Origin of the sequence: Candidatus Thiodictyon syntrophicum (assembly GCF_002813775.1) — a bacterium.
GTDB lineage: Bacteria > Pseudomonadota > Gammaproteobacteria > Chromatiales > Chromatiaceae > Thiodictyon > Thiodictyon syntrophicum.
The window spans coordinates 5,416,450-5,434,275 of the sequence record NZ_CP020370.1 but is presented as its reverse complement, the minus strand read 5'-3'; the positions used below and the strand labels follow the sequence as shown (position 1 = coordinate 5,434,275).

Genomic DNA, 17,826 nt, shown 5'->3' with positions numbered 1-17,826 from the left:
GGTCTGTTGTAGCGGCTCTTGAGCGCCTTGGCGGCCATGGGTCTTTGGCAGTTCCTGTTCGCGCGCGACGGCCTGACCCCGGACCGGCGCCTGCTCCGTGAACCCCCTGTCCGAGCGCGGCATCGAGTTCCGCCCCCCATGACCGGGCCGGCACGTCGCGCAGCGACGCCTGTGGGAGCGGCTTCAGCCGCGACGGGCCGCGCGCCGAACACGGCGCCGTCGCAGGCCGCTCCCACGCGGGACGAATGACCCTAGAAAGACGATTTCTCTCACAAAGACACAAAGACACAAAGATAACAAAGATTTTCAACGCGATATGTCGGTCGGGGGGGCATCTGGGCGGTGCTCGGCGCAACGCCTTCAACGATCTATGTTCCTTATGTGTGCTTTGTGTCTTTGTGAGAGCAATTGCCGGATTTAGGATGACGCACCATGCTGACCGACCCTACCGGCCAGAGCCGCCGGGACTTGCACCCATGACCGAGCCAACAACCAAAAGACCACGCCCGCGCCGCCTCCTGACCCTCGCACTCCTGTCGCTGCTGGCCGCCACCGCCGCCTGGTCCTGGTGGTCGGAGGACCACCCGCGCCAGGAGCGCCGCCTGCGCGTCCTGGTCCACGACCAGTTGTACGACTGGTTTCCGGCGCAGATGGCCCCGGACGACGGCTGGCACGGGCTGCGCCAACGTGTCGCGGCCCCCGTCCCCGCCCAGGCCTTGCGCGTCCTGCTGATTCACGGACTCGACGAACCCGGGACCATCTGGGACGACCTCGCGCCGGCCCTGGGCGCCGCCGGCTTCGAGGTCTGGGAGTTCCGCTACCCCAATGACCAGGGGATCGAGCGCAGCGCCGACTATCTGGCGGGACACTGGCCGGAACTGCCGCCGGGACCCCCGTTCGCCCTGATCGGGCACAGCATGGGCGGCCTGGTCGCCCGCGACTTCGTCTCGCGTCGGCGCCACCCGGTGGGGGAGGGCGCGCCGGTGGACGGCCCCGCGGTCGCCGGTGTCATCCTCGTCGGCACCCCCAACCAGGGGTCCGAGTGGGCGCGGCTGCGCGTCTGGCTGGAGCTGCGCGACCAGTTCACGACCGTCGAGGGGCGCCGCTTCTCGCTCTTTGCCGCGCTGCGCGACGGCACCGGCGAGGCCAAGATCGACCTGCGGCCCGGCAGCGACTTCCTGCGCGCACTCAACGCCCGCCCCTGGCCGGACGCGGTGCCGACCCGCGCGATCGAGGGCCGACTCCTGGCCGCGCCGCCCGAATTCGCCGCGGGGCTCGAGGCCGCCGCCGCCGACACCGGCTCCGCGGCCCTGCGCCGCCGCCTCGCCGCCTGGTGGAACAGCATCGGCGCCGGCCTGGGCGACGGCGTCGTCACCCTGGAGTCCGCCCGCGACCCCGGCGGCGGCGCGCCCCTGGTGGTCAACGCCGCCCATCGCGGCCTGCTCCTGCGCTTGCTGCCCGGCGACCCGCCGCCGCCCGCGATAGCGCCGATCCTCGACATCCTGCGTCAGTGGGGCGCGGCGCCGCTGCCTGGAGTCCAAGGCTTCAGCCTTGGCGCGCTCCAAGGCTGAAGCCTTGGACTCCAGGCGCTTGGGCCGCGGCGCTGAGCTTGACGGCAGTGCCGCGCCGTGTGGGCACGCGACAACGGCTACTGGGAGCGCCGCACCCCAGTGCGGCGCGGCCTTGCTCAACCCACAGCGGCGGGGTGATCTGCGAGATCGCGCCGCACTGGGGTGCGGCGCTCCCAGGCCGCACCGGACTGGAAGTGAGGCTCAGCTTAATTCGGAGTAACGCGGCGCGTGGAGCACCTCGGTGAGAACTGATAAGCTGGCTTGAAACGCCTCAGGGAATGCCGCCCATGCCCATCGCGCAGCCGCCCAGCATCACCGCGCACGACCGCGCCCTGCCGCTCTTCGCCGACCGCCTGGCCGAGCGGCGCCGGTTCCTGCGCTATCTGCACGCCGCGCCACCCCGGGAGCGGATGCTCTTCTTCCACGGCGACGGCGGCAACGGCAAGTCACTGCTGCTCAAGCTCCTGATGCAGGGCTACTGCCGCCGACTCCCGGCGGCCGATTGGGCGCGACTCGACGCCAGCGCCGACGACCGCGCCTGCGTCACGGGCTACCAAGTCCTTCGTTGGTGGGTGTCAAGCCCCTAAGATCTTGTTTCTGTTACGTCGGTGTTCCCACCCTTGGGCACATTGTGACCCCACAGGCACAGTTTAGGGCACACGGGCACACGATTTCTTACACACCCTGCGGGTCATATCTACCACACCACAACCCAGAACCAACACCACGGCAGCAGCCGATCCGATGAAGGACAGGATGATTAGGGCCTTAAGAAACTGGGTCACGTCCTGAGGTATCCCCACGAATTTCGCCTCCGTTTATTCACCCAACAATAGCGCCTGATGGAATTGGGCCACCTGCTCTTCCGGCGCTAGGAACTCGGATAGAGCGATCTCCACTTTCGTGATGTTCAGAATGAGCGAGGCAAGAAACGACAGGGAATAGACGCGGCGCTTGGAACTGCTCGCATGCATACCGCGCTGGAGGTTCAATCGCTCCGCCGTCGCACCGATCATAAAGAGTAGGAAAGCCGCCAGTGCGGCAATCATAACGAGAATGGAAAGGCGCTTGAGGTCGTGTGAACGGTTGGCCTCGTAGCCCTGACCAAAGTACAGGTTCTTCATGTCGCGGAAGCCTTCTTCTATCTGCATGCGCTGGCGATAGATGCGCACGATCGCCTTCGCTGCCAAATGCCCCAAACGGCGCGTCGCCATGAGCAGCCACGGCTCACGCTGACTGCGGGCGGCCTTGCGACTTTTGCGCGAGCGTGCGATGCGCCCGGATGCTGTCTTATCATGACGACCGCACTTGGGCAGACGGACCAAGACCATGACGACGGGCAATGGGTTGCTTCTCACCCAGTCGCCGATGCCGAGCCGAACGGGTTTTGTTGTTGCTTTCGTAAACAACGACTTGCCACTAATCCAATCGGCGTTCAGGCGCACATAGTCGCGCCCCCGCAGGCGTCCGACCCAGCGCCAGCCAAGGGCCTCGACGGCACGGAAAAAAGGCACCTTAAAGCCGGCATCGGCGATGATGATGGGTGCGGCACCAGGCGGCAACAAGCCCGCCACGGTGTGGAGAAAACGCTCTTGGACCTTGGGGTTGCCGAGGTCGCAGGTGGGATGAATTTCCTCGTAGAGGGTCAAGGCGTGACCGCCGACCGCGATCGACGCGCGCAACAGTTGAAAGGATTGATCGACCTTGATAGGCGACCAGTCGATGAGAATCAGCGGTTCGGGAATCCGGGCCAGGGTCACCCGGCACAGGGCGCCGTAGATCGCCGTGCGCTCGCGATACAGGTGAGGATTGCCGATCACGCGGTCGGCACGCTTGATCTTGTGTTTCAAGGACGTCGGGCCTGGCAGGCGCCGTCCCACCGAGGTGATGGATAAACCCGTGCCGGCAACGCAGGCGGCCACCATGTCGAAGAGCGATACCAAGCGTTTTAAGTGGATACATGACAGCCACTGACCGAGCCAAGAGTGCAACAATATCGACGCGTGCATGAGGGGCCTCCTGTGGGCTTTGCCTTTCTAACAGTGTGGCAACAAACCCTCATGCACGCACACCGAAACTGAAAATGAATTCTAGGCCGCTGTTTTTATGGCTGTTTTCGTGGGGATACCTCAGGGTCACGTCTAGTCCTCCTCAAGCACACTTATCGCGTGGGTTAGTGAGTTTGGTGCAAGCTTTGCGTAGCGCATGGTAACAGCCATGGAAGCGTGCCCCGCCAGCTTCCCGACTTCCAGGAGGGGGACACCCTTTTGAACAAGCCGGGAACAGAACGAGTGACGAAGGGTATGGGGTGAGCCGATGCCCAGGAAACCCTTGGCTTCCAGGTGAGCGACAAGCCCCCGCCATTGGTCACGCATGGACCACACAGACCACCGGAACGCGCGCCCCCCGTTGGCACCGGTCAATCTCCTACGGTAAACCTCGGCGGCACGGGTGGTCAGCGGCACCGACCTTGCCTTACCCGACTTGGACTTCCAGACGAACAGGATACCGTTACCCATGCTCCAGTCCAGGTCTTGTTCCTTTATCCGGAAGGTTTCCATGGTACGCATCCCGGTATCCAGACTAACGGTAATGAAATCCTTCAGGTCGGCCCGTCCTGCCCAGTCGCAGTAATCGAACGCCGCCCGTTCCATATCCCGGGTCCACCATTCCATCCTACCCTCAGCCTCTTTCATCCGGTCGATGTGGGGTTTCTTCAGGATCAAACCTTCTTGGTCAGCAACCGTCAACATTTTGGACAACGCCGCCAGCTTCCGGTTTACGGTTGCGTTGGCGTTTCCCCCTTGGATAAGGCTGGTTGTGAACTCGCGGATTCTTGCCGGAGTTATCCCAGTTATGGGGGTGTCCTCCCCGAAAAAGTCAACAATAAACTGCCCGTTCCTGGTAAGATGTCCGGCCGAATGTGTGGTCGACCAGAACCGGTCACGCACAACTACGAACAGATCACCAACGGTTTCAACCTTGCGGGTGGCGAAGGTAGGCCCGGCACCCCATGTTCCATCCTTCATGGCTGCACGGGTTTCCGATTCCCAAAGCTCAGCGTCAACCCTGTCCTTGAAATCCCGTCGCGCCCGCTGTCCCCCAACCGTGACTGAAGCTTGAAAGCTTGTTCCCCTATCTCTGATAGGCATATTACTTGGCCCCTTGGCGAAATTTGGTAGACGCCGGGCGCTTAAAACGCCCCGCCCCCGTGGCGTGCCGGTTCGATCCCGGCAGGGGCCACCACCTACGCCCCGGCGTTGGCACCATTAAGTGTCTGTAGGATGCGATCCGCCAACGCCTTCCCCTTAGCTGTGAGGTTGACAACCTTATACCGGCGGTCCATCCGGTCCTCCTCCGCCCGGATCAAACCATATCCAGGCTTTTTGTTCTGCCAGTGTGTTGCCCCTAATGTTGCAATATCCCTTGACATTGAAGAGGACCCGCGACCCGTCATATCCTGAAGGGTCTTCATGCTCGATCCCGGCGCGGTGACTACCGCCAGGTACAACTTAAACTGATCTATCGACATGTCCATGTCGTCTGATATGTCCGTCAAGATTTTAGTAATTGCGAAAAGCTTTCTGAAAGTTGACGTACCCACAACACCCTCCTGAAAGTGTAGTTGTTTGTTGGGACTTCTCCCGGGCGGGACGGGGCATTCGCCCCGTCCCGGACCTTTACCGCGTCGCCGCCGCGCCGCGGACCCGCAAGTCCGAAGAAAACGGGACGGACGGGGCGCATGCCCCGTCCGGCGCGGGGGTCAAGCGCCGCAGCCCAAGCCCCTGGAGTCCAAGGCTTCAGCCTTGGAGCGCGCCAAGGCTGAAGCCTTGGACTCCAGGCAGAGGCGACGCGGTCAGCGAGTGCGCCTTAACTCAATGGCAGTGACTGCCCGCCCCCGTAGGTCGGGTTAGCGCAGCGTAACCCGACTGAGCAATTTCCGGATTTAGAATCTATGGTCTTTATCTCAGGCCTGGTGCCGCGCGCCTGACCCGACCGACTCCCGAACCGCCGGATGACCGCCAACATGCCCCCCTCCCTCCAAGCCCAACTCGCCTCGATCATCGCCGAGATCGACCGCACCGGCCATGCCAACATGATGCGCCTCACGGTGCTCAAGAAGTGGTTCAAGGACCTCGGGCGCGTGCGCGCCTTCGGGCTCTGGGTCGCGGAACGGGCGGCGGTGCGCCGCGACATCACCGACGGGGAGGCCGGGGACCTGTTCGCGCTGGCGCGCGCCGTCCTGCTGGAGCACCCGCCGGCCGGGGCCACGCCGGATTTCATCGAGACTGAGCGACTGTACCGGCGCTTGTGTGCCTTTCAGAACGACGTCGTCCACCAACGATGCGGACCGGTCCGCATCATCCGCAACCACGATCTCCTGCTCGTGGAGGATGGCCTGGCCCTTTACCTCGACGTGCGTACCGCCCCGACCGATGCCTACCGCCTGGCGGTCGAGGACTGCGCGCACTATGACGGCCGCTATGGACGGGACCTGAACGGGCCGAGCCGGGACAAACTCCTGGCCTTGGTCGGCTTCGTGACGACGCGCGAGGCCAGGGAGGGCGCGGCGGCTGCGGGGGACGCGGCGGCACGCCGGGCTCCGACCGGCTGAAGCCTCGACCTCCGGTGTGGTCGGGCACGGCGAGGGGCGGGCGTGTTCTCGTTCCCACGCTCCAGCGTGGGAATGCCGTCCGGCCGCTCCAGCGGCCCGTGAAGGCACGGGACGCTGGAGCGTCCGGACTTGCTCCCACGCTGGAGCGCGGGAGCGAGAAACGCCGGAGCGTGGGAGCGAGAGATGACTCCCGGGCGGGACGGGCATTCGCCCCGTCCCAGACCTTTATTCCGTCGCCGCTGCGCCTCGCACCCGCAAATCCGAAGAAAACGTTACGGACGGGGCGCATGCCCCGTCCGGCGCGGGAGCTCGACCGGGGCGCCGCGTTGCGGCTGAAGCCGCTCCCACAGGCGGACCGCGCACTGCCGCTCTTTTCCAGTTGCCCGATTCCTTCCACAATCGCTGTGCCCGCTTCTGTGGATAACCTGTGGGGCAGGGAGGGGCGGCACTGGCAGCGTTGGAAAAATGGCGGGCGGTCAGTCCTTGCCCAGGGGGTGGCGAAGTCTCCACAGCACCTGTGACCGCCTCTGTGGATAGCCTGTGGGGGCGGGTGCCAAGCCACTGGCGTGCCGGGCAATTGGGCCTGCCGGTCAAGGTCTGCCCGGGCGGGGCGGGCGGCCTGACGTATACTGGGCCTCCGCTCGGACCCGGTCCCGAGCGTCGCGGCGTCGCGCGGCGCCTTGTCCCAACCGGGGTCCAGTCTCAATCGGAGCAACGGGATGTCCCTCAACGAAGCCGATACTTGCCGGGTCCTGGTGACCCCCAGGCTGCGTGCGGCGGGGTGGGAAGACCCGCCCCATCTGATCGCGGAACAACAGACCTTCACCGACGGCCGCATTCGCATCGTCGCCGGCAAGGCGGTCCGCGGCGAGCGCAAGCGTGTCGATTACTTCCTCCTCTATACCCGGGATTTTCCCCTGGCCGTGGTGGAGTCCAAGCCCGAGGACGCGCCCCAGGGCACCGGCTTGCAGCAGTCCAAGGGCTATGCGGAGCTGCGGGACCTGAAGTTTGCCTATGCCACCAACGGCCACTGGATCATCGAGTTCGACTTCCTGACCGGCACCGAGTCGAATCTCAGCGCCTTCCCCACGCCCGATGAATTGCTCGCCCGACTCCAGGCCGCCGCGGGTCTGGGGGACGAGACCACCCGGCGCCTCCTGACCCCCTCTTATCCGGTCCCCGAGAAGCCGACTCGCTACTACCAGGAGATCGCCGTCAACCGCACCCTGCGGGCGATCCTGCTGGGCCAGCGGCGCATCCTGCTGTGCATGGCCACCGGCACCGGCAAGACCCTGGTCGCCTTCCAGATCTGCTGGAAGCTCTGGACCGCCCGCTGGACCCGCGACGGTACGGCGCGCAGGCCCCGCATCCTGTTCCTGGCCGACCGCAACGTCCTGGTGGACGACCCCAAGGACAAGCAATTCGCCCCCTTCGGCAATGCCCGCTGGAAGATCGAGGGCGGCCGTGCCGAACAGAGTCGGCAGTTGTATTTCGCCACCTACCAGGCGCTGGCCGGGGACAAGACCCGCCCCGGGCTCTATCGCCAGTATCCACGGGACTTTTTCGACCTGGTCATCGTCGATGAGTGTCACCGCGGCAGCGCCGCCGATGAGAGCAATTGGCGCGAGATCCTGGACTGGTTCGAGCCCGCCTGTCAGCTCGGTATGACCGCGACGCCGCAGCGGGTGGAGAACCGCGACACCTATCGCTATTTCGGCAACCCCGTCTACACCTACAGCCTGCGCCAAGGCATCGACGACGGCTTTCTCGCCCCCTATCGGGTCCACCGGGTGGTGACCGAACTGGATGCCACCGGCTGGCGCCCGAGCCGGGCCGAGGTCGACCGCTATGGACGCGAGATCCCCGACGAGTTGTACGAGACCAGGGACTTCGAGCGCATCATCGCGCTGAAGGCCCGTACCGAGGCCATCGCCAGACACCTGACCGACTTCCTGCGGCGTACCGATCGCTGGGCCAAGACCATCGTCTTCTGTGTCGATCAGGAGCACGCCGCGGCCATGCGCCAAGCCCTGACCAATCTGAACCGGGACCTGGTCGCCGTGCACCCGCACTATGTGGAGCGCGTCACCGACGACGAGGGCGAGGCGGGCCGGGGATTTCTGAGCAACTTCCAGGACCCGGAACAGACCACCCCGGTCATCCTGACGACCTCGCAGATGCTCACTACCGGGGTCGATGTCCCCACCTGCAGGAACGTGGTCCTGGTGCGGGTGATCAATCGGCTGACCGAATTCAAGCAGATCATCGGGCGGGGCACCCGGCTGCGCGAGGACTACGGCAAGTCCTGGTTCAATATCATCGACTATACCGGCTCGGCCACGGCCCGGTTCGCGGACCCGGACTTCGACGGCTACCCGGATGAGATCGACCTGATTGAGATCGACGGGCAGGGGAGCGAGACCGGTACCGAGACCATCGACCCGGGTGGCGAGAAAGAGCCCCAAGCGGGCGAGACGGCGGGCGCGGCAGAGGCCGGCGGCGCCGTCGAGGGCCCGGGCCAAGGCGGGATAGAGGAACCGCCGGCCCGCAAATACTATGTCGATGGCGGCAGCGTGAAGATCATCGGGCATGTGGTCTATGAATTGGACGGCGACGGGCGGCAGTTGCGGGTCATTCAATATACCGACTACACCGCGGCCCAGATCCGCACCCTGTTCCGCACTGCGGAGGCCCTGAGCGCCGACTGGGCCGATCCGGTCACGCGCGAGGAATTGCTGGCGCGCCTGGAACGGGTCGGCATCCGCTTCGCGGACCTGGCCGAGGCCGCCGGCACCCCTGAGGCCGACCCCCTGGACCTTCTCTGTCACCTCGCCTTCCAGCGCCCGCTGCGCACCCGCCGGGAGCGGGCCGAGCACCTGCGCCGCAATTGCCCCGATTTCTTCGACCAGCACAGCGCCGCCGCCCGCGGTATCCTCGAGGCCCTGCTCGACCAATACACCGATCACGGCCCGGACGAGTTTCAGATCGCCCACGCGCTGAAGCATCGAACCATCGCCGCTCAAGGTAACGCCATGGAGATCGCCGACCTCTTCGGCGGACCGCTGGCCATGCGGCAGAGCGTGAATCGGCTTCAGGCGCTTCTGTATGCCGATGTCGGCGTAGCATGAGTAAGAGATGACTTCGCAACCACCAGCCGAGAGAGGCCAAAGATGCCGGACCTGACGATCCGCGGGGTATCCGACGAGCTTCATGCCTGGCTCAAGCACCAGGCCCAGACACATCGCCGGTCGGTGAATCGCGAAGCGATCGAACTGCTCGAAGCGATGCGCGCCGACCGCACGGTCGTCCGTAAACGTCCATCGCCGGACGAGATCCTGGCGCGGGCGAAGCGCTTCGCGAGTCTGCCCGTAGTCGATACGCGCAGTTCAGACGAGATCCTGGACTACGACCAAGACGGTCTGCCCCGCCAATGACTGCGATAATAGTGGATACGTCGGCCGTAATGGCCGTGCTGTTGGATGAGGCTGACGCCCTGCGCTACGCCACTGCGCTTAGCCAGGCCACCGAGTTGCGCATGGCGGCACCGACTTGGCTGGAGACCGCAATGATTGCTACCGCCCGGTGTCCCGGCGACGGCTTTCAGGAGTTGACTGCGTTTCTCGCTTACGTTGGGGTTGAGGTCGTTCCGGTCGATTCTGCGTTGGTGCAGATCGCTTACGAGGGCTGGGCGCGCTTCGGAAAAGGTCGGCATCCCGCCAAGCTAAACTACGGTGACTGCTTCGCCTATGCCTTGGCCAGGCAGCGCAACGAGCCCCTCTTGTTCAAGGGCGGTGATTTCACTCTGACCGACATCCAGGCCGCAATCCAGCCGACATCCTGATTGGCTTTGCGGCAATGTCCCTGCCATCTTTTCGATTCAATAGACTGCTATCCATGTCCCCCAAGAAGTCCGCCGCACCCCAGACGACCGCCCAACAGCTCGCGGCCATCATCAAGTCCGCCCGCAACACCATGCGCAAGGACAAGGGCTTGAACGGCGACCTCGACCGCCTGCCCATGCTCACCTGGATCATGTTTCTCAAGTTTCTGGACGACATGGAACTGATGCGCGAGACCAACGCCCAACTCGCGGGTCAACCCTTTCGCCCCGATCTGGCGCCCCCCTACCGCTGGCGCGACTGGGGCGCCGACCCGACCGGCATGACCGGCGAGGACCTCATCGCCTTCGTCAATAACGACGAGGCCATGCGCCCCAACGGCAGCCGCGGGGCCGGGCTCTTCTATTACCTGCGCGGACTGCGCAGCGCCGCGGGCGCAGACCGCCGCGACGTGATCGGCACCGTCTTCCGCGGAATGCAGAACCGTATGGCGGACGGCTACCTGCTGCGCGAGGTCATCAACCAGATCAACCGCATCCACTTCACCGCCACGCAGGAGATGCACACCCTAAGCCGGCTCTACGAGACCCTGCTGCGCGAGATGCGCGACGCTGCCGGGGACTCGGGTGAGTTCTATACCCCGCGCCCGGCGGTACGCTTCATGGTCCAGGTGATGGACCCGCGCCTGGGCGAGACGGTACTCGACCCCGCCTGCGGCACCGGCGGCTTCCTGGTGGAGGCGTTCAGCCATATGCAGGCACAGTGCCGCTGCGTGGCCGACGAGAAGACCCTGCAGACCGCCAGTATTCGCGGCGGCGAGGCCAAGTCATTGCCCTATCTGCTGGCGCAGATGAACCTGTTGCTGCACGGGCTCGACCACCCGCAAATCGACCCCGGCAACAGCCTGCGCATCCCACTGCGCGACATTACGGATCAGGACCGGGTGGATCTGATCCTGACCAATGTCCCCTTCGGCGGCGAGGAGGACCGGGGCATCCTCGGCAACTTCCCCAAGGACCGCCAGACGGCGGAGACGGCGCTGCTCTTTCTCCAACTCATCATGCGCCGTATCAAACGCCCCGGGGCGGGCAAGGACCGCGGCGGGCGGGCCGGGGTGATAGTCCCCAACGGCACCCTGTTCGGCGACGGGATCGCGGCCCGCATCAAGGAGGACCTGCTCAAGCACTACAACCTGCACACCATAGTGCGCCTGCCGGAGGGCGTCTTTGCACCCTATACGGACATCCCGTCGAACCTGATCTTTTTCGACCGCTCCGGCCCCACTCGTGACATCTGGTACTACCAAGTTTCCCTGCCGGAGGGTAAGCGCAAATTCACCAAGACCAAGCCCATGGAGGATGGCGATTTTGCCGATTGTCTGGCTTGGTGGAGTGACCGTGCCGAGGGGCCGAATGCCTGGCGGGTCAGCTCGGCGGACGTGCTCAAGTATGATTCGGAGGGACGCCTCATGTCGGTGAATCTGGACATCAAGAATCCGCATAGCCTGGAGGCGTTGGAACATCGGGAGCCGGAGGAGTTGGTGGAATCAATATTGGCAAAGGAAAATGAGGTACTGCAACTGCTTCTGCAAATGAAAGCGGATCTCTCCGCTGCGCTGTGATGACGAACATGACAACCCTGCCGCTAGGTGAATTAATGACTCACCGGAGCGAATTCGTACCAATCGATGATCTGACAACCTATATGCGGTGCCGCGTGCAGATCAACGGCCGTGGCGTAGTACTTCGGGATAGGGTGGAGGGGGCGCTGTTGAAGACGAAGATTCAGCAGGTCTGCCGGGCTGGTGAATTCTTGGTTGCTGAAATTGATGCGAAACTAGGTGGCTTTGGAGTCGTACCGAGCGAACTGGCCGGCGCAATCGTGAGTAGCCATTACTTCCTGTTTGATATTAATCCGGATCTCTTGGATGGGCGTTACCTGGCGTGGTTTTCCAAGACTGCCGGTCTTGCAGAGCAGGTTTCGGCCCACGGGTCGACAAATTATTCCGCTGTTCGCCCTCATCACGTCTTAACTTACGAGATACCCGTTCCGCCGACTTTATCTGACCAGCAACGGATCATTGCAGCGATTGAATCCATCGCTGCCCGACTTGCAGTGGTCCGGCACCTCCGTCAAGGGGTTCTGGACGATGGCAAAGCGCTGTTGCGCAGTGTCTTTCACCGCCTGATCCAAGGCGCCCCCTATCGCCCGCTCGCCGCTGTCGCCCCCATTGTCCGCCGTCCGGTCGAGATCGATCCGGACTCAACCTACGAGGAAATCGGCATCCGCTCTTTTCACAAAGGGACCTTCTTCAAGTGCAATTCGCCGGGCTCTGATATCAGCCACAAAAGTATGTTTGAGATGGTGCCCGGCGACCTTGTATTCAGTAATATCATGGCCTGGGAGGGGGGCATCGCGGTGGTCCGCCCGGAGGATCGTGGGCGTATCGGCGTCCATCGCTTCATCACCTGCGTACCTCACCCTGATATCGCCGATCCGCACTTTCTTTGGTTCTATTTTCAAACGGGGGAGGGCTTTGCAAAGATCGTTTCAGCCTCGCCCGCCACCATCGCCCGCAACCGTACCTTAAGTGTCAAGAAGCTGGAGACGATCGAGGTGCCAGTCCCTTCGTTGGAAAAGCAGCAGGACTTCGCCGCCCTGCAACAGAGAATCGCCGCGATCCATCAGGCCCAAGCCGCCAACCAATCCGAACTCGACGCGCTGCTCCCCGCCGTCCTCGACAAGGCCTTCAAGGGCGAGCTATGACCCGCTTCCCGGGTATCTCTGATCATAGGACACGGCGCCGTCTCCCAGGCGCAGCGTGCGGCGGCGGCAGAACCATGGGGGGCCAATGACTTATCCAATCATCATCGTGCCTGATGAGGCCGGTGAATCCATTGAACAGCTTGGCACCAAACGTAAATTTTGGTTCAACGATAAGCGTCTGCTGTTCAAACAGGGTCGGCCGGGTACGGGCGAGAACTGGGCGGAGAAGGTGGCCTGCGAGCTTTGCGGGCTTCTTCAGTTGCCTCATGCCCACTATGACCTTGCCGTGTGGCGAGGACAACCGGGTGTGGTTACCACGTCCTTCCTTCCCCCGCAGTGGCGCCTCGTACACGGCAATGAACTGCTCGCCAGGATTTATCCCGACTACCTTACAAATCAACGCTACAAGCGACGCCAACATACGGTTAGCGCCTTCATCGGCGTCGGGAGAGGCTGGACAGGATTACGGGTTGAGCCGCCTCCAGCGTATACTCTCGCACTACCCTTGCGGGTGGCCGCTGACGTCATGGTGGGCTACCTGATGCTTGACTGTTTGGTCGGCAATCAGGACCGGCACGACGAGAATTGGGGGCTGATGGTACACGCCGCGATGTCTCCGCGCGTGGCGTTGGCGCCGACCTACGATCACGCTTCCAGCTTGGGGCGCAACGAAACCGACGCCCGGCGCCGGTCCATTCTAGGCGCCAAGGACTGGGGTGCAGGGCTCGACGCCTACTGTGCGAGGGCACGCTCGGCATTCTATATTCACCCGGATAACGACAAACCTGCTGGTACGCTGGAAGCCTTTGCGTCGGCGCGGCGCTTGCGGGGGGCCGCCGCGACATTTTGGCTCGAGCGGCTCGCAAGCCTTGGGCCTGCCGATTTCGAGGCCATCTTCCAGCAGGTGCCGCCGGATCTGATTTCAGATGCGGCAATCGACTTTGCGATGCGGATGTTGGATATCAACCGCGCGCGCCTACTTGCCTTAGCCGGCCGGTGACAATGATGAAGCGATTATTTCTGGCGTGGCACGACCCCGAGTCCAGCCGCTGGTTGCCGGTCGGACAACTTTCCCGCGACCGTGACGATTACCGTTTCGTCTATACCAAGGGGGCCGAGGAGTCAGAGAATTTTCTCCCGTTCGGCCGCATGACGAACCTGCACGCGGTCTATGTCGCGAAGGAGTTGTTCCCGCTGTTCGCGAACCGGCTCATGCCGCGCTCAAGGCCCGAGTATCGCGACTTCCTGACCTGGCTGGGGCTGGAGGCGGGCGATCACGACGCCTTGGAACTTCTCGGCAAGAGTGGTGGTGCCCGGGCGACGGATGCCTTGCAGGTCTTTCCCTGCCCGGAACCGACCCCGGAGAACACCTATGTCGTGGAGTTTTTCAGCCATGGCATCCGGCACCTGCCGCAGTCGGCGCGGGACCGGATTGGGGACCTCAAGCCCGGCGAACGCCTCTTCCTGACCAAGGATTTCCAGAACCCGAGCGACCCGAGCGCCCTGCTGATGCGTACCGGTGAGCCCCTGTCCATCGTCGGTTATTGCCCAAGATTCTATTCCGCGGAGTTCTCGAAACTCGTTGATCTGGTGGGCGGGGACAGGGTCGAGGTGGCGGTATCCGCGGTCAACCTTGACGCACCGCTTCAGTTTCGGCTGCGCTGCCGCCTGACGGCACCCTGGCCAGCCGGATTCACCGCCTGCTCCCAGGATGCCTTCCAACCTTTGGGGTAGTCAGCGATGGAGGCATGGGGCGCGTAGGGCCGCGCCGGGAACGCGGCATCGGAGCTGAGGCTCCCCGCCGGCACGAAAAGGAAAACAGGCGCTTTCGCCGTCATCTGTTCGGCTGCGCCCACGGCTCGATGTCCTTCCGCTGGGCGCGGTCAGAAAGTGGCGCTCAGGCGGCCGCAGACATGAGTTTCCGCTGCGCCGCCTCCCAGTTCTGCCACATCATCCAATAATCGGCTGGGATATCTCGGCAGGATAGTACCCCCACCACCCGTTCCCCTTCGAGCAGCGGCAGGTGCCGAAACCGGCGTTCCAGCATGATCGCGAGACTCTCGACCAGGGAGGCCCCGACGCCGACCGTTATCGGATCGGGGGTCATGACCTGGGCGAGGCGCACCGACTCGGGGCTCAGGCCCTGGGCGACGACCCGATTGAGCAGATCGCGCTCGGTGAAGATCCCGGCGAGGTGTCCGCCGAACCCTAACACGGGGATGGCCCCCACGCGCCGGGCGGCCATCAGGGTGGCTGCCTCTTGCACCGTCGCCTCGGGATTCAGGCTGACCATGTCTTGGCCACGGATCAGTGCCCCAACGGATAGATAGATCATCGACTGCCCCTCATCGGTTTGGTTGTCATCTCCCGCCCCGCGGCCTCGACCCCTCGATCCGTCACACGCCGCCCCGGCCGTGCCCCGGACGCCTGCCGCCTGGATCCCGTGCGGCATTGACAGCACTCGAAGGACCAGGAAGCGCCTCCCGGCGGGTACAGCACCCGGACAGCATCCGGCCGACATTGCCGCACGCCCCCGTGGGACATGGGCCTTCCGGTCGAAATATCCGACTGTGGAACTAAGATATAGCACGTCACAGAACCTTAATAATATCTAGATTTTAAGGTTATATCCGGATTGGTCTTTGCTTCGCCGGATCATCACAGACGGGTGCGACACCGGGATCCCCGGTGATTCCCGGTCGTGTCCGGTTCCGGGGATACCTCAGTTTGTAGCCTGGATGGCGCGCAGCGAAATCCGGGCCCCATCGGCAACCCATGGATGCCTAGAGTACCTGCGAGGCCGCCCCGGATTGCGCTGCGCTTCATCCGGGCTACCGGGAGGTGGCAAACGAATACCAGTCAAGCCCAGCCCCGCAGGGGCGCAACATACCAGCCCAGGGCAACGCCCTGGGTCGGCAGTAGCATAGCGTTTAGCCCTGAAGGGGCGTGACATAGGGGGGCGGCACCTAACGAGGCATTGATGTCATGCCCTTTCAGGGCTCATTGGACTCATTGCTTTGTCCCAGGGCGTTGCCCTGGGCTGGTATGTTTGACCCCGTTGGTCACCAGGCCAAAAGACATAGGGCCTGGCGGAAGTCCCGTAGGATGCGCTCAGCCCGCCGGGAGCGGCAGTCGCCCCGCGACCGTGAAGTCGGCAAGGTGAAAGCCCTGTACGGTGCGACCCCGGGGGCCGGAGAAGATTACCCGGTCGGCGCGGGTCTCACAGAGCCAGGGTTCTGGATCGAGGGGACGACGGCTGGCGAGCGCAGCGGGGTCGAACAGGGCCAGGTTGAGGCCGCTGGCCGGGTCGCGCGCCGAGCGGTATTCGATCAACTCGACACCGGCGTCGCGCAGGGCGCGACCGAGGCGCTGGGTGGGACCATAGTCGCAGGGGTGGCGCAGGACCGGTTCGTGCGCCGCACAGGGCGGGGCCTGAAGCCGCAGGCCCCGGGTGCCGCGGTAACGGGCACGAAAGAGTGTGTGCTGGGTCAGCAGACGCCCGGATGGCGGGGGCGTGCACATGGCGCTCCAGAACACCAACCGGTAGTAGGCGCACTCGGCAAGCGTGGCGGCTTCCCCCAAGGCGGCGTAGAAGATCCCGGGCTCAAGGCGGGAGCCGAAGCGCGATCCGTGCGGCAGGGGCGGATAGCGAAAGGGGGTCGCGAGCAGATAGTGCAGCCGCTGGGTGCCGGGGCGCCGCGGCGGCTTGCTGGGCTCCAGGAGGTCTTCGAGCAGTGATTGCTCGGCCAGGTCGTCGACCAGGCTGGTGGTTGCCACCTGTTCCTGACTCTCGACGAGGCGCAGCAACTCACCCTCCAGGGGGAACGGTTGGAGCCCGGTATGGCAGAGGTTCCAGAGGTCAAGGGTGCCATCGGCCACGGTTTGCGGCGTCCCTGGGAAGGCGTGCATGGGGTTGGCGCCGCTCAGACCCGTCCGCGCATCGCGTCCAGGTACTCCAGTACCCGGGTCAGACCCTGCACTGAACGGACTTGCTGCGCCGGTACCCCGCCCGTGTCCCGGTTCTCGGTGTGCATCCAGTGGCGCAGGTCTGCGCCCTCACCGCCCACCAGGACATAGAGGCTGCGGTAGCAGCGGATCAGGAGCAGGGCCAGTTCGCCGGACTTGCTCTGGGGGTCCAGGCCGCGGGCGATGGAGCTACGGTCCTTGCCCACGATGACGCCGAGGTCTGTCTGGGACAGCCCGAGCAGGCGCCCCGCGTTGAGCAGGGCCTTGCTCAACACCGCTGTTGCATCAGGGATGCGCTCGGCGACGGTATTCATCTTCAGATCCCCGGTCGGACTGGCCTTGATGTGCTCATATGCGCGTTATAGTTCATAAATGCGGCAAATGCAACGGTCAATGGGTGTCGATTCCAATCCTGGCCGCCACGCTGAGGGCCGTCGCAGGGTCCGCGCCGGCGCCTGCGGGTCGCTGATCAGTCCGCGGGCCGGGTCGGCAGCGGGTCGCTGATCCACAGCAAGGCCGCTTCGTCTGTCCGCCCGAGCGGACCGTCCTTCATCACCAGGGTCCCGGCGGCGACCGGTCGACTGGCCACGCCGGCCGGCGCCGCGGGCGATGACCCGGTGTCACCGGCGGCAACCCGGCCCGGCCGCTGCTGCATCCAGGCGCGGACCTGTGCGTGATAGGCCGGTTGGTAGAGAACCTTCACCGCGCGCAGCCCCTCGCCCTGGAAATAGAATGCGACGGCGCGGGCGGGGTATTGGTTGAAGGAGCCGATGGCGGCGGTGCAGCGTCGATCGCCGAAGGGGCCGTGGGTAGCAGCGCACTGTAAGGCGAGCGTGGGGAAGGTGGCCCTGATGGCGGACTCGCTCAGGCGGTCGCTGAAGGCGTCCAGGGCGGCGTCGAAGGCGGGGCGGCCGAGCAGCGACAGGAGCGCCAGATCGGTGCGGCGCTGCCCGTCCGGGGTGAACAGCATCCAATACAGGGGACCCAGCACCAGCGCGAGTGCGAGCAAGGTCCGGTAGAGACGGGGCAGGCGCAGGTTGGGGGCTATGGGGTCCAGTTGCGGCGACCT

16 protein-coding genes and 1 tRNA gene are annotated in these 17,826 nt (G+C 64.3%); 11 read left to right on the top strand and 6 right to left on the bottom strand.

The genetic code is table 11. The features are described 5' to 3' along the window. Positions 1-476 precede the first annotated feature (476 nt). Positions 477-1,571, top strand: a complete 1,095-nt coding sequence (locus tag THSYN_RS23010; protein ID WP_100921193.1) for an esterase/lipase family protein — start codon at positions 477-479, stop codon at positions 1,569-1,571. 287 nt (positions 1,572-1,858) lie between these two features. Beyond that, positions 1,859-2,158: a hypothetical protein gene (locus tag THSYN_RS23005; RefSeq protein WP_157817875.1), complete on the top strand. Its 300-nt coding sequence runs from the start codon at positions 1,859-1,861 to the stop codon at positions 2,156-2,158. 231 nt (positions 2,159-2,389) lie between these two features. Here the strand turns inward: THSYN_RS23005 and THSYN_RS23000 are convergent, their stop codons facing one another. Together THSYN_RS23000 and THSYN_RS22995 are read right to left on the bottom strand one after the other, a co-directional pair. After that, positions 2,390-3,580: an IS4 family transposase gene (locus THSYN_RS23000; protein WP_100918740.1), complete on the bottom strand. Its 1,191-nt coding sequence runs from the start codon at positions 3,578-3,580 to the stop codon at positions 2,390-2,392. A gap of 132 nt (positions 3,581-3,712) precedes the next feature. Further along, positions 3,713-4,600: a tyrosine-type recombinase/integrase gene (locus THSYN_RS22995; protein WP_157817874.1), complete on the bottom strand. Its 888-nt coding sequence runs from the start codon at positions 4,598-4,600 to the stop codon at positions 3,713-3,715. 130 nt (positions 4,601-4,730) lie between these two features. Between THSYN_RS22995 and THSYN_RS22990 the strand changes: the two genes are divergently transcribed. The 9 genes from THSYN_RS22990 (at position 4,731) to THSYN_RS22945 (ending at position 14,525) form a co-directional block, all read left to right on the top strand. Beyond that, a tRNA-Leu gene (locus tag THSYN_RS22990) sits at positions 4,731-4,817 on the top strand. 781 nt (positions 4,818-5,598) lie between these two features. Beyond that, positions 5,599-6,186, top strand: coding sequence for a hypothetical protein (locus THSYN_RS22980; RefSeq protein WP_157817873.1), 588 nt, complete (start codon positions 5,599-5,601; stop codon positions 6,184-6,186). Positions 6,187-6,905: 719 nt separating this feature from the next. Then, a complete protein-coding gene (gene hsdR, locus THSYN_RS22975) occupies positions 6,906-9,314 on the top strand; it encodes an EcoAI/FtnUII family type I restriction enzme subunit R (protein WP_100921188.1) in 2,409 nt (802 codons plus the stop codon). A gap of 42 nt (positions 9,315-9,356) precedes the next feature. Continuing rightward, positions 9,357-9,620 carry a FitA-like ribbon-helix-helix domain-containing protein gene (locus tag THSYN_RS22970; protein ID WP_100921187.1) on the top strand — a complete coding sequence of 88 codons (264 nt, stop codon included), beginning with the start codon at positions 9,357-9,359 and terminating at the stop codon, positions 9,618-9,620. A gap of 29 nt (positions 9,621-9,649) precedes the next feature. Further along, positions 9,650-10,027: a type II toxin-antitoxin system VapC family toxin gene (locus THSYN_RS22965; protein WP_216644614.1), complete on the top strand. Its 378-nt coding sequence runs from the start codon at positions 9,650-9,652 to the stop codon at positions 10,025-10,027. A 53-nt stretch (positions 10,028-10,080) separates the two neighbouring features. After that, entirely contained in the window at positions 10,081-11,646 is a 1,566-nt protein-coding gene (locus THSYN_RS22960; RefSeq protein WP_100921186.1) for a class I SAM-dependent DNA methyltransferase, read from the top strand. Between the two features lie 8 nt (positions 11,647-11,654). Further along, a complete protein-coding gene (locus THSYN_RS22955; protein WP_157817872.1) occupies positions 11,655-12,791 on the top strand; it encodes a restriction endonuclease subunit S domain-containing protein in 1,137 nt (378 codons plus the stop codon). A gap of 85 nt (positions 12,792-12,876) precedes the next feature. Beyond that, positions 12,877-13,791: a HipA domain-containing protein gene (locus THSYN_RS22950; RefSeq protein ID WP_100921184.1), complete on the top strand. Its 915-nt coding sequence runs from the start codon at positions 12,877-12,879 to the stop codon at positions 13,789-13,791. Positions 13,792-13,796: 5 nt separating this feature from the next. Then, positions 13,797-14,525: an HIRAN domain-containing protein gene (locus THSYN_RS22945; protein WP_157817871.1), complete on the top strand. Its 729-nt coding sequence runs from the start codon at positions 13,797-13,799 to the stop codon at positions 14,523-14,525. Positions 14,526-14,688: 163 nt separating this feature from the next. On the opposite strand, the gene THSYN_RS22940 is transcribed toward THSYN_RS22945, so the two are convergent. From THSYN_RS22940 to THSYN_RS22925, 4 genes are all read right to left on the bottom strand, one after another. Beyond that, positions 14,689-15,126 carry a CBS domain-containing protein gene (locus THSYN_RS22940; protein WP_172965323.1) on the bottom strand — a complete coding sequence of 146 codons (438 nt, stop codon included), beginning with the start codon at positions 15,124-15,126 and terminating at the stop codon, positions 14,689-14,691. Between the two features lie 776 nt (positions 15,127-15,902). Beyond that, positions 15,903-16,700: an RES family NAD+ phosphorylase gene (locus THSYN_RS22935; protein ID WP_100921181.1), complete on the bottom strand. Its 798-nt coding sequence runs from the start codon at positions 16,698-16,700 to the stop codon at positions 15,903-15,905. A 14-nt stretch (positions 16,701-16,714) separates the two neighbouring features. Then, the gene (locus THSYN_RS22930; RefSeq protein ID WP_100921180.1) at positions 16,715-17,071 is read right to left on the bottom strand and encodes an MbcA/ParS/Xre antitoxin family protein; all 357 of its coding nucleotides are present in this window, start codon (positions 17,069-17,071) and stop codon (positions 16,715-16,717) included. Positions 17,072-17,226: 155 nt separating this feature from the next. After that, positions 17,227-17,766 carry a hypothetical protein gene (locus tag THSYN_RS22925; RefSeq protein ID WP_236848658.1) on the bottom strand — a complete coding sequence of 180 codons (540 nt, stop codon included), beginning with the start codon at positions 17,764-17,766 and terminating at the stop codon, positions 17,227-17,229. Between the last annotated feature and the right edge of the window lie 60 nt (positions 17,767-17,826).

What these genes read in the sequence shown, in the direction of transcription:
- THSYN_RS23010 (WP_100921193.1), top strand. Translation starts at nt 477, where the DNA reads ATGACCGAGCCAACAACCAAAAGACCACGCCCGCGCCGCCTCCTGACC.
- THSYN_RS23005 (WP_157817875.1), top strand. Translation starts at nt 1,859, where the DNA reads ATGCCCATCGCGCAGCCGCCCAGCATCACCGCGCACGACCGCGCCCTG.
- THSYN_RS23000 (WP_100918740.1), bottom strand. Translation starts at nt 3,580, where the DNA reads ATGCACGCGTCGATATTGTTGCACTCTTGGCTCGGTCAGTGGCTGTCA.
- THSYN_RS22995 (WP_157817874.1), bottom strand. Translation starts at nt 4,600, where the DNA reads ATGAAGGATGGAACATGGGGTGCCGGGCCTACCTTCGCCACCCGCAAG.
- THSYN_RS22980 (WP_157817873.1), top strand. Translation starts at nt 5,599, where the DNA reads ATGCCCCCCTCCCTCCAAGCCCAACTCGCCTCGATCATCGCCGAGATC.
- hsdR (WP_100921188.1), top strand. Translation starts at nt 6,906, where the DNA reads ATGTCCCTCAACGAAGCCGATACTTGCCGGGTCCTGGTGACCCCCAGG.
- THSYN_RS22970 (WP_100921187.1), top strand. Translation starts at nt 9,357, where the DNA reads ATGCCGGACCTGACGATCCGCGGGGTATCCGACGAGCTTCATGCCTGG.
- THSYN_RS22965 (WP_216644614.1), top strand. Translation starts at nt 9,650, where the DNA reads ATGGCCGTGCTGTTGGATGAGGCTGACGCCCTGCGCTACGCCACTGCG.
- THSYN_RS22960 (WP_100921186.1), top strand. Translation starts at nt 10,081, where the DNA reads ATGTCCCCCAAGAAGTCCGCCGCACCCCAGACGACCGCCCAACAGCTC.
- THSYN_RS22955 (WP_157817872.1), top strand. Translation starts at nt 11,655, where the DNA reads ATGACAACCCTGCCGCTAGGTGAATTAATGACTCACCGGAGCGAATTC.
- THSYN_RS22950 (WP_100921184.1), top strand. Translation starts at nt 12,877, where the DNA reads ATGACTTATCCAATCATCATCGTGCCTGATGAGGCCGGTGAATCCATT.
- THSYN_RS22945 (WP_157817871.1), top strand. Translation starts at nt 13,797, where the DNA reads ATGAAGCGATTATTTCTGGCGTGGCACGACCCCGAGTCCAGCCGCTGG.
- THSYN_RS22940 (WP_172965323.1), bottom strand. Translation starts at nt 15,126, where the DNA reads ATGATCTATCTATCCGTTGGGGCACTGATCCGTGGCCAAGACATGGTC.
- THSYN_RS22935 (WP_100921181.1), bottom strand. Translation starts at nt 16,700, where the DNA reads ATGCACGCCTTCCCAGGGACGCCGCAAACCGTGGCCGATGGCACCCTT.
- THSYN_RS22930 (WP_100921180.1), bottom strand. Translation starts at nt 17,071, where the DNA reads ATGAATACCGTCGCCGAGCGCATCCCTGATGCAACAGCGGTGTTGAGC.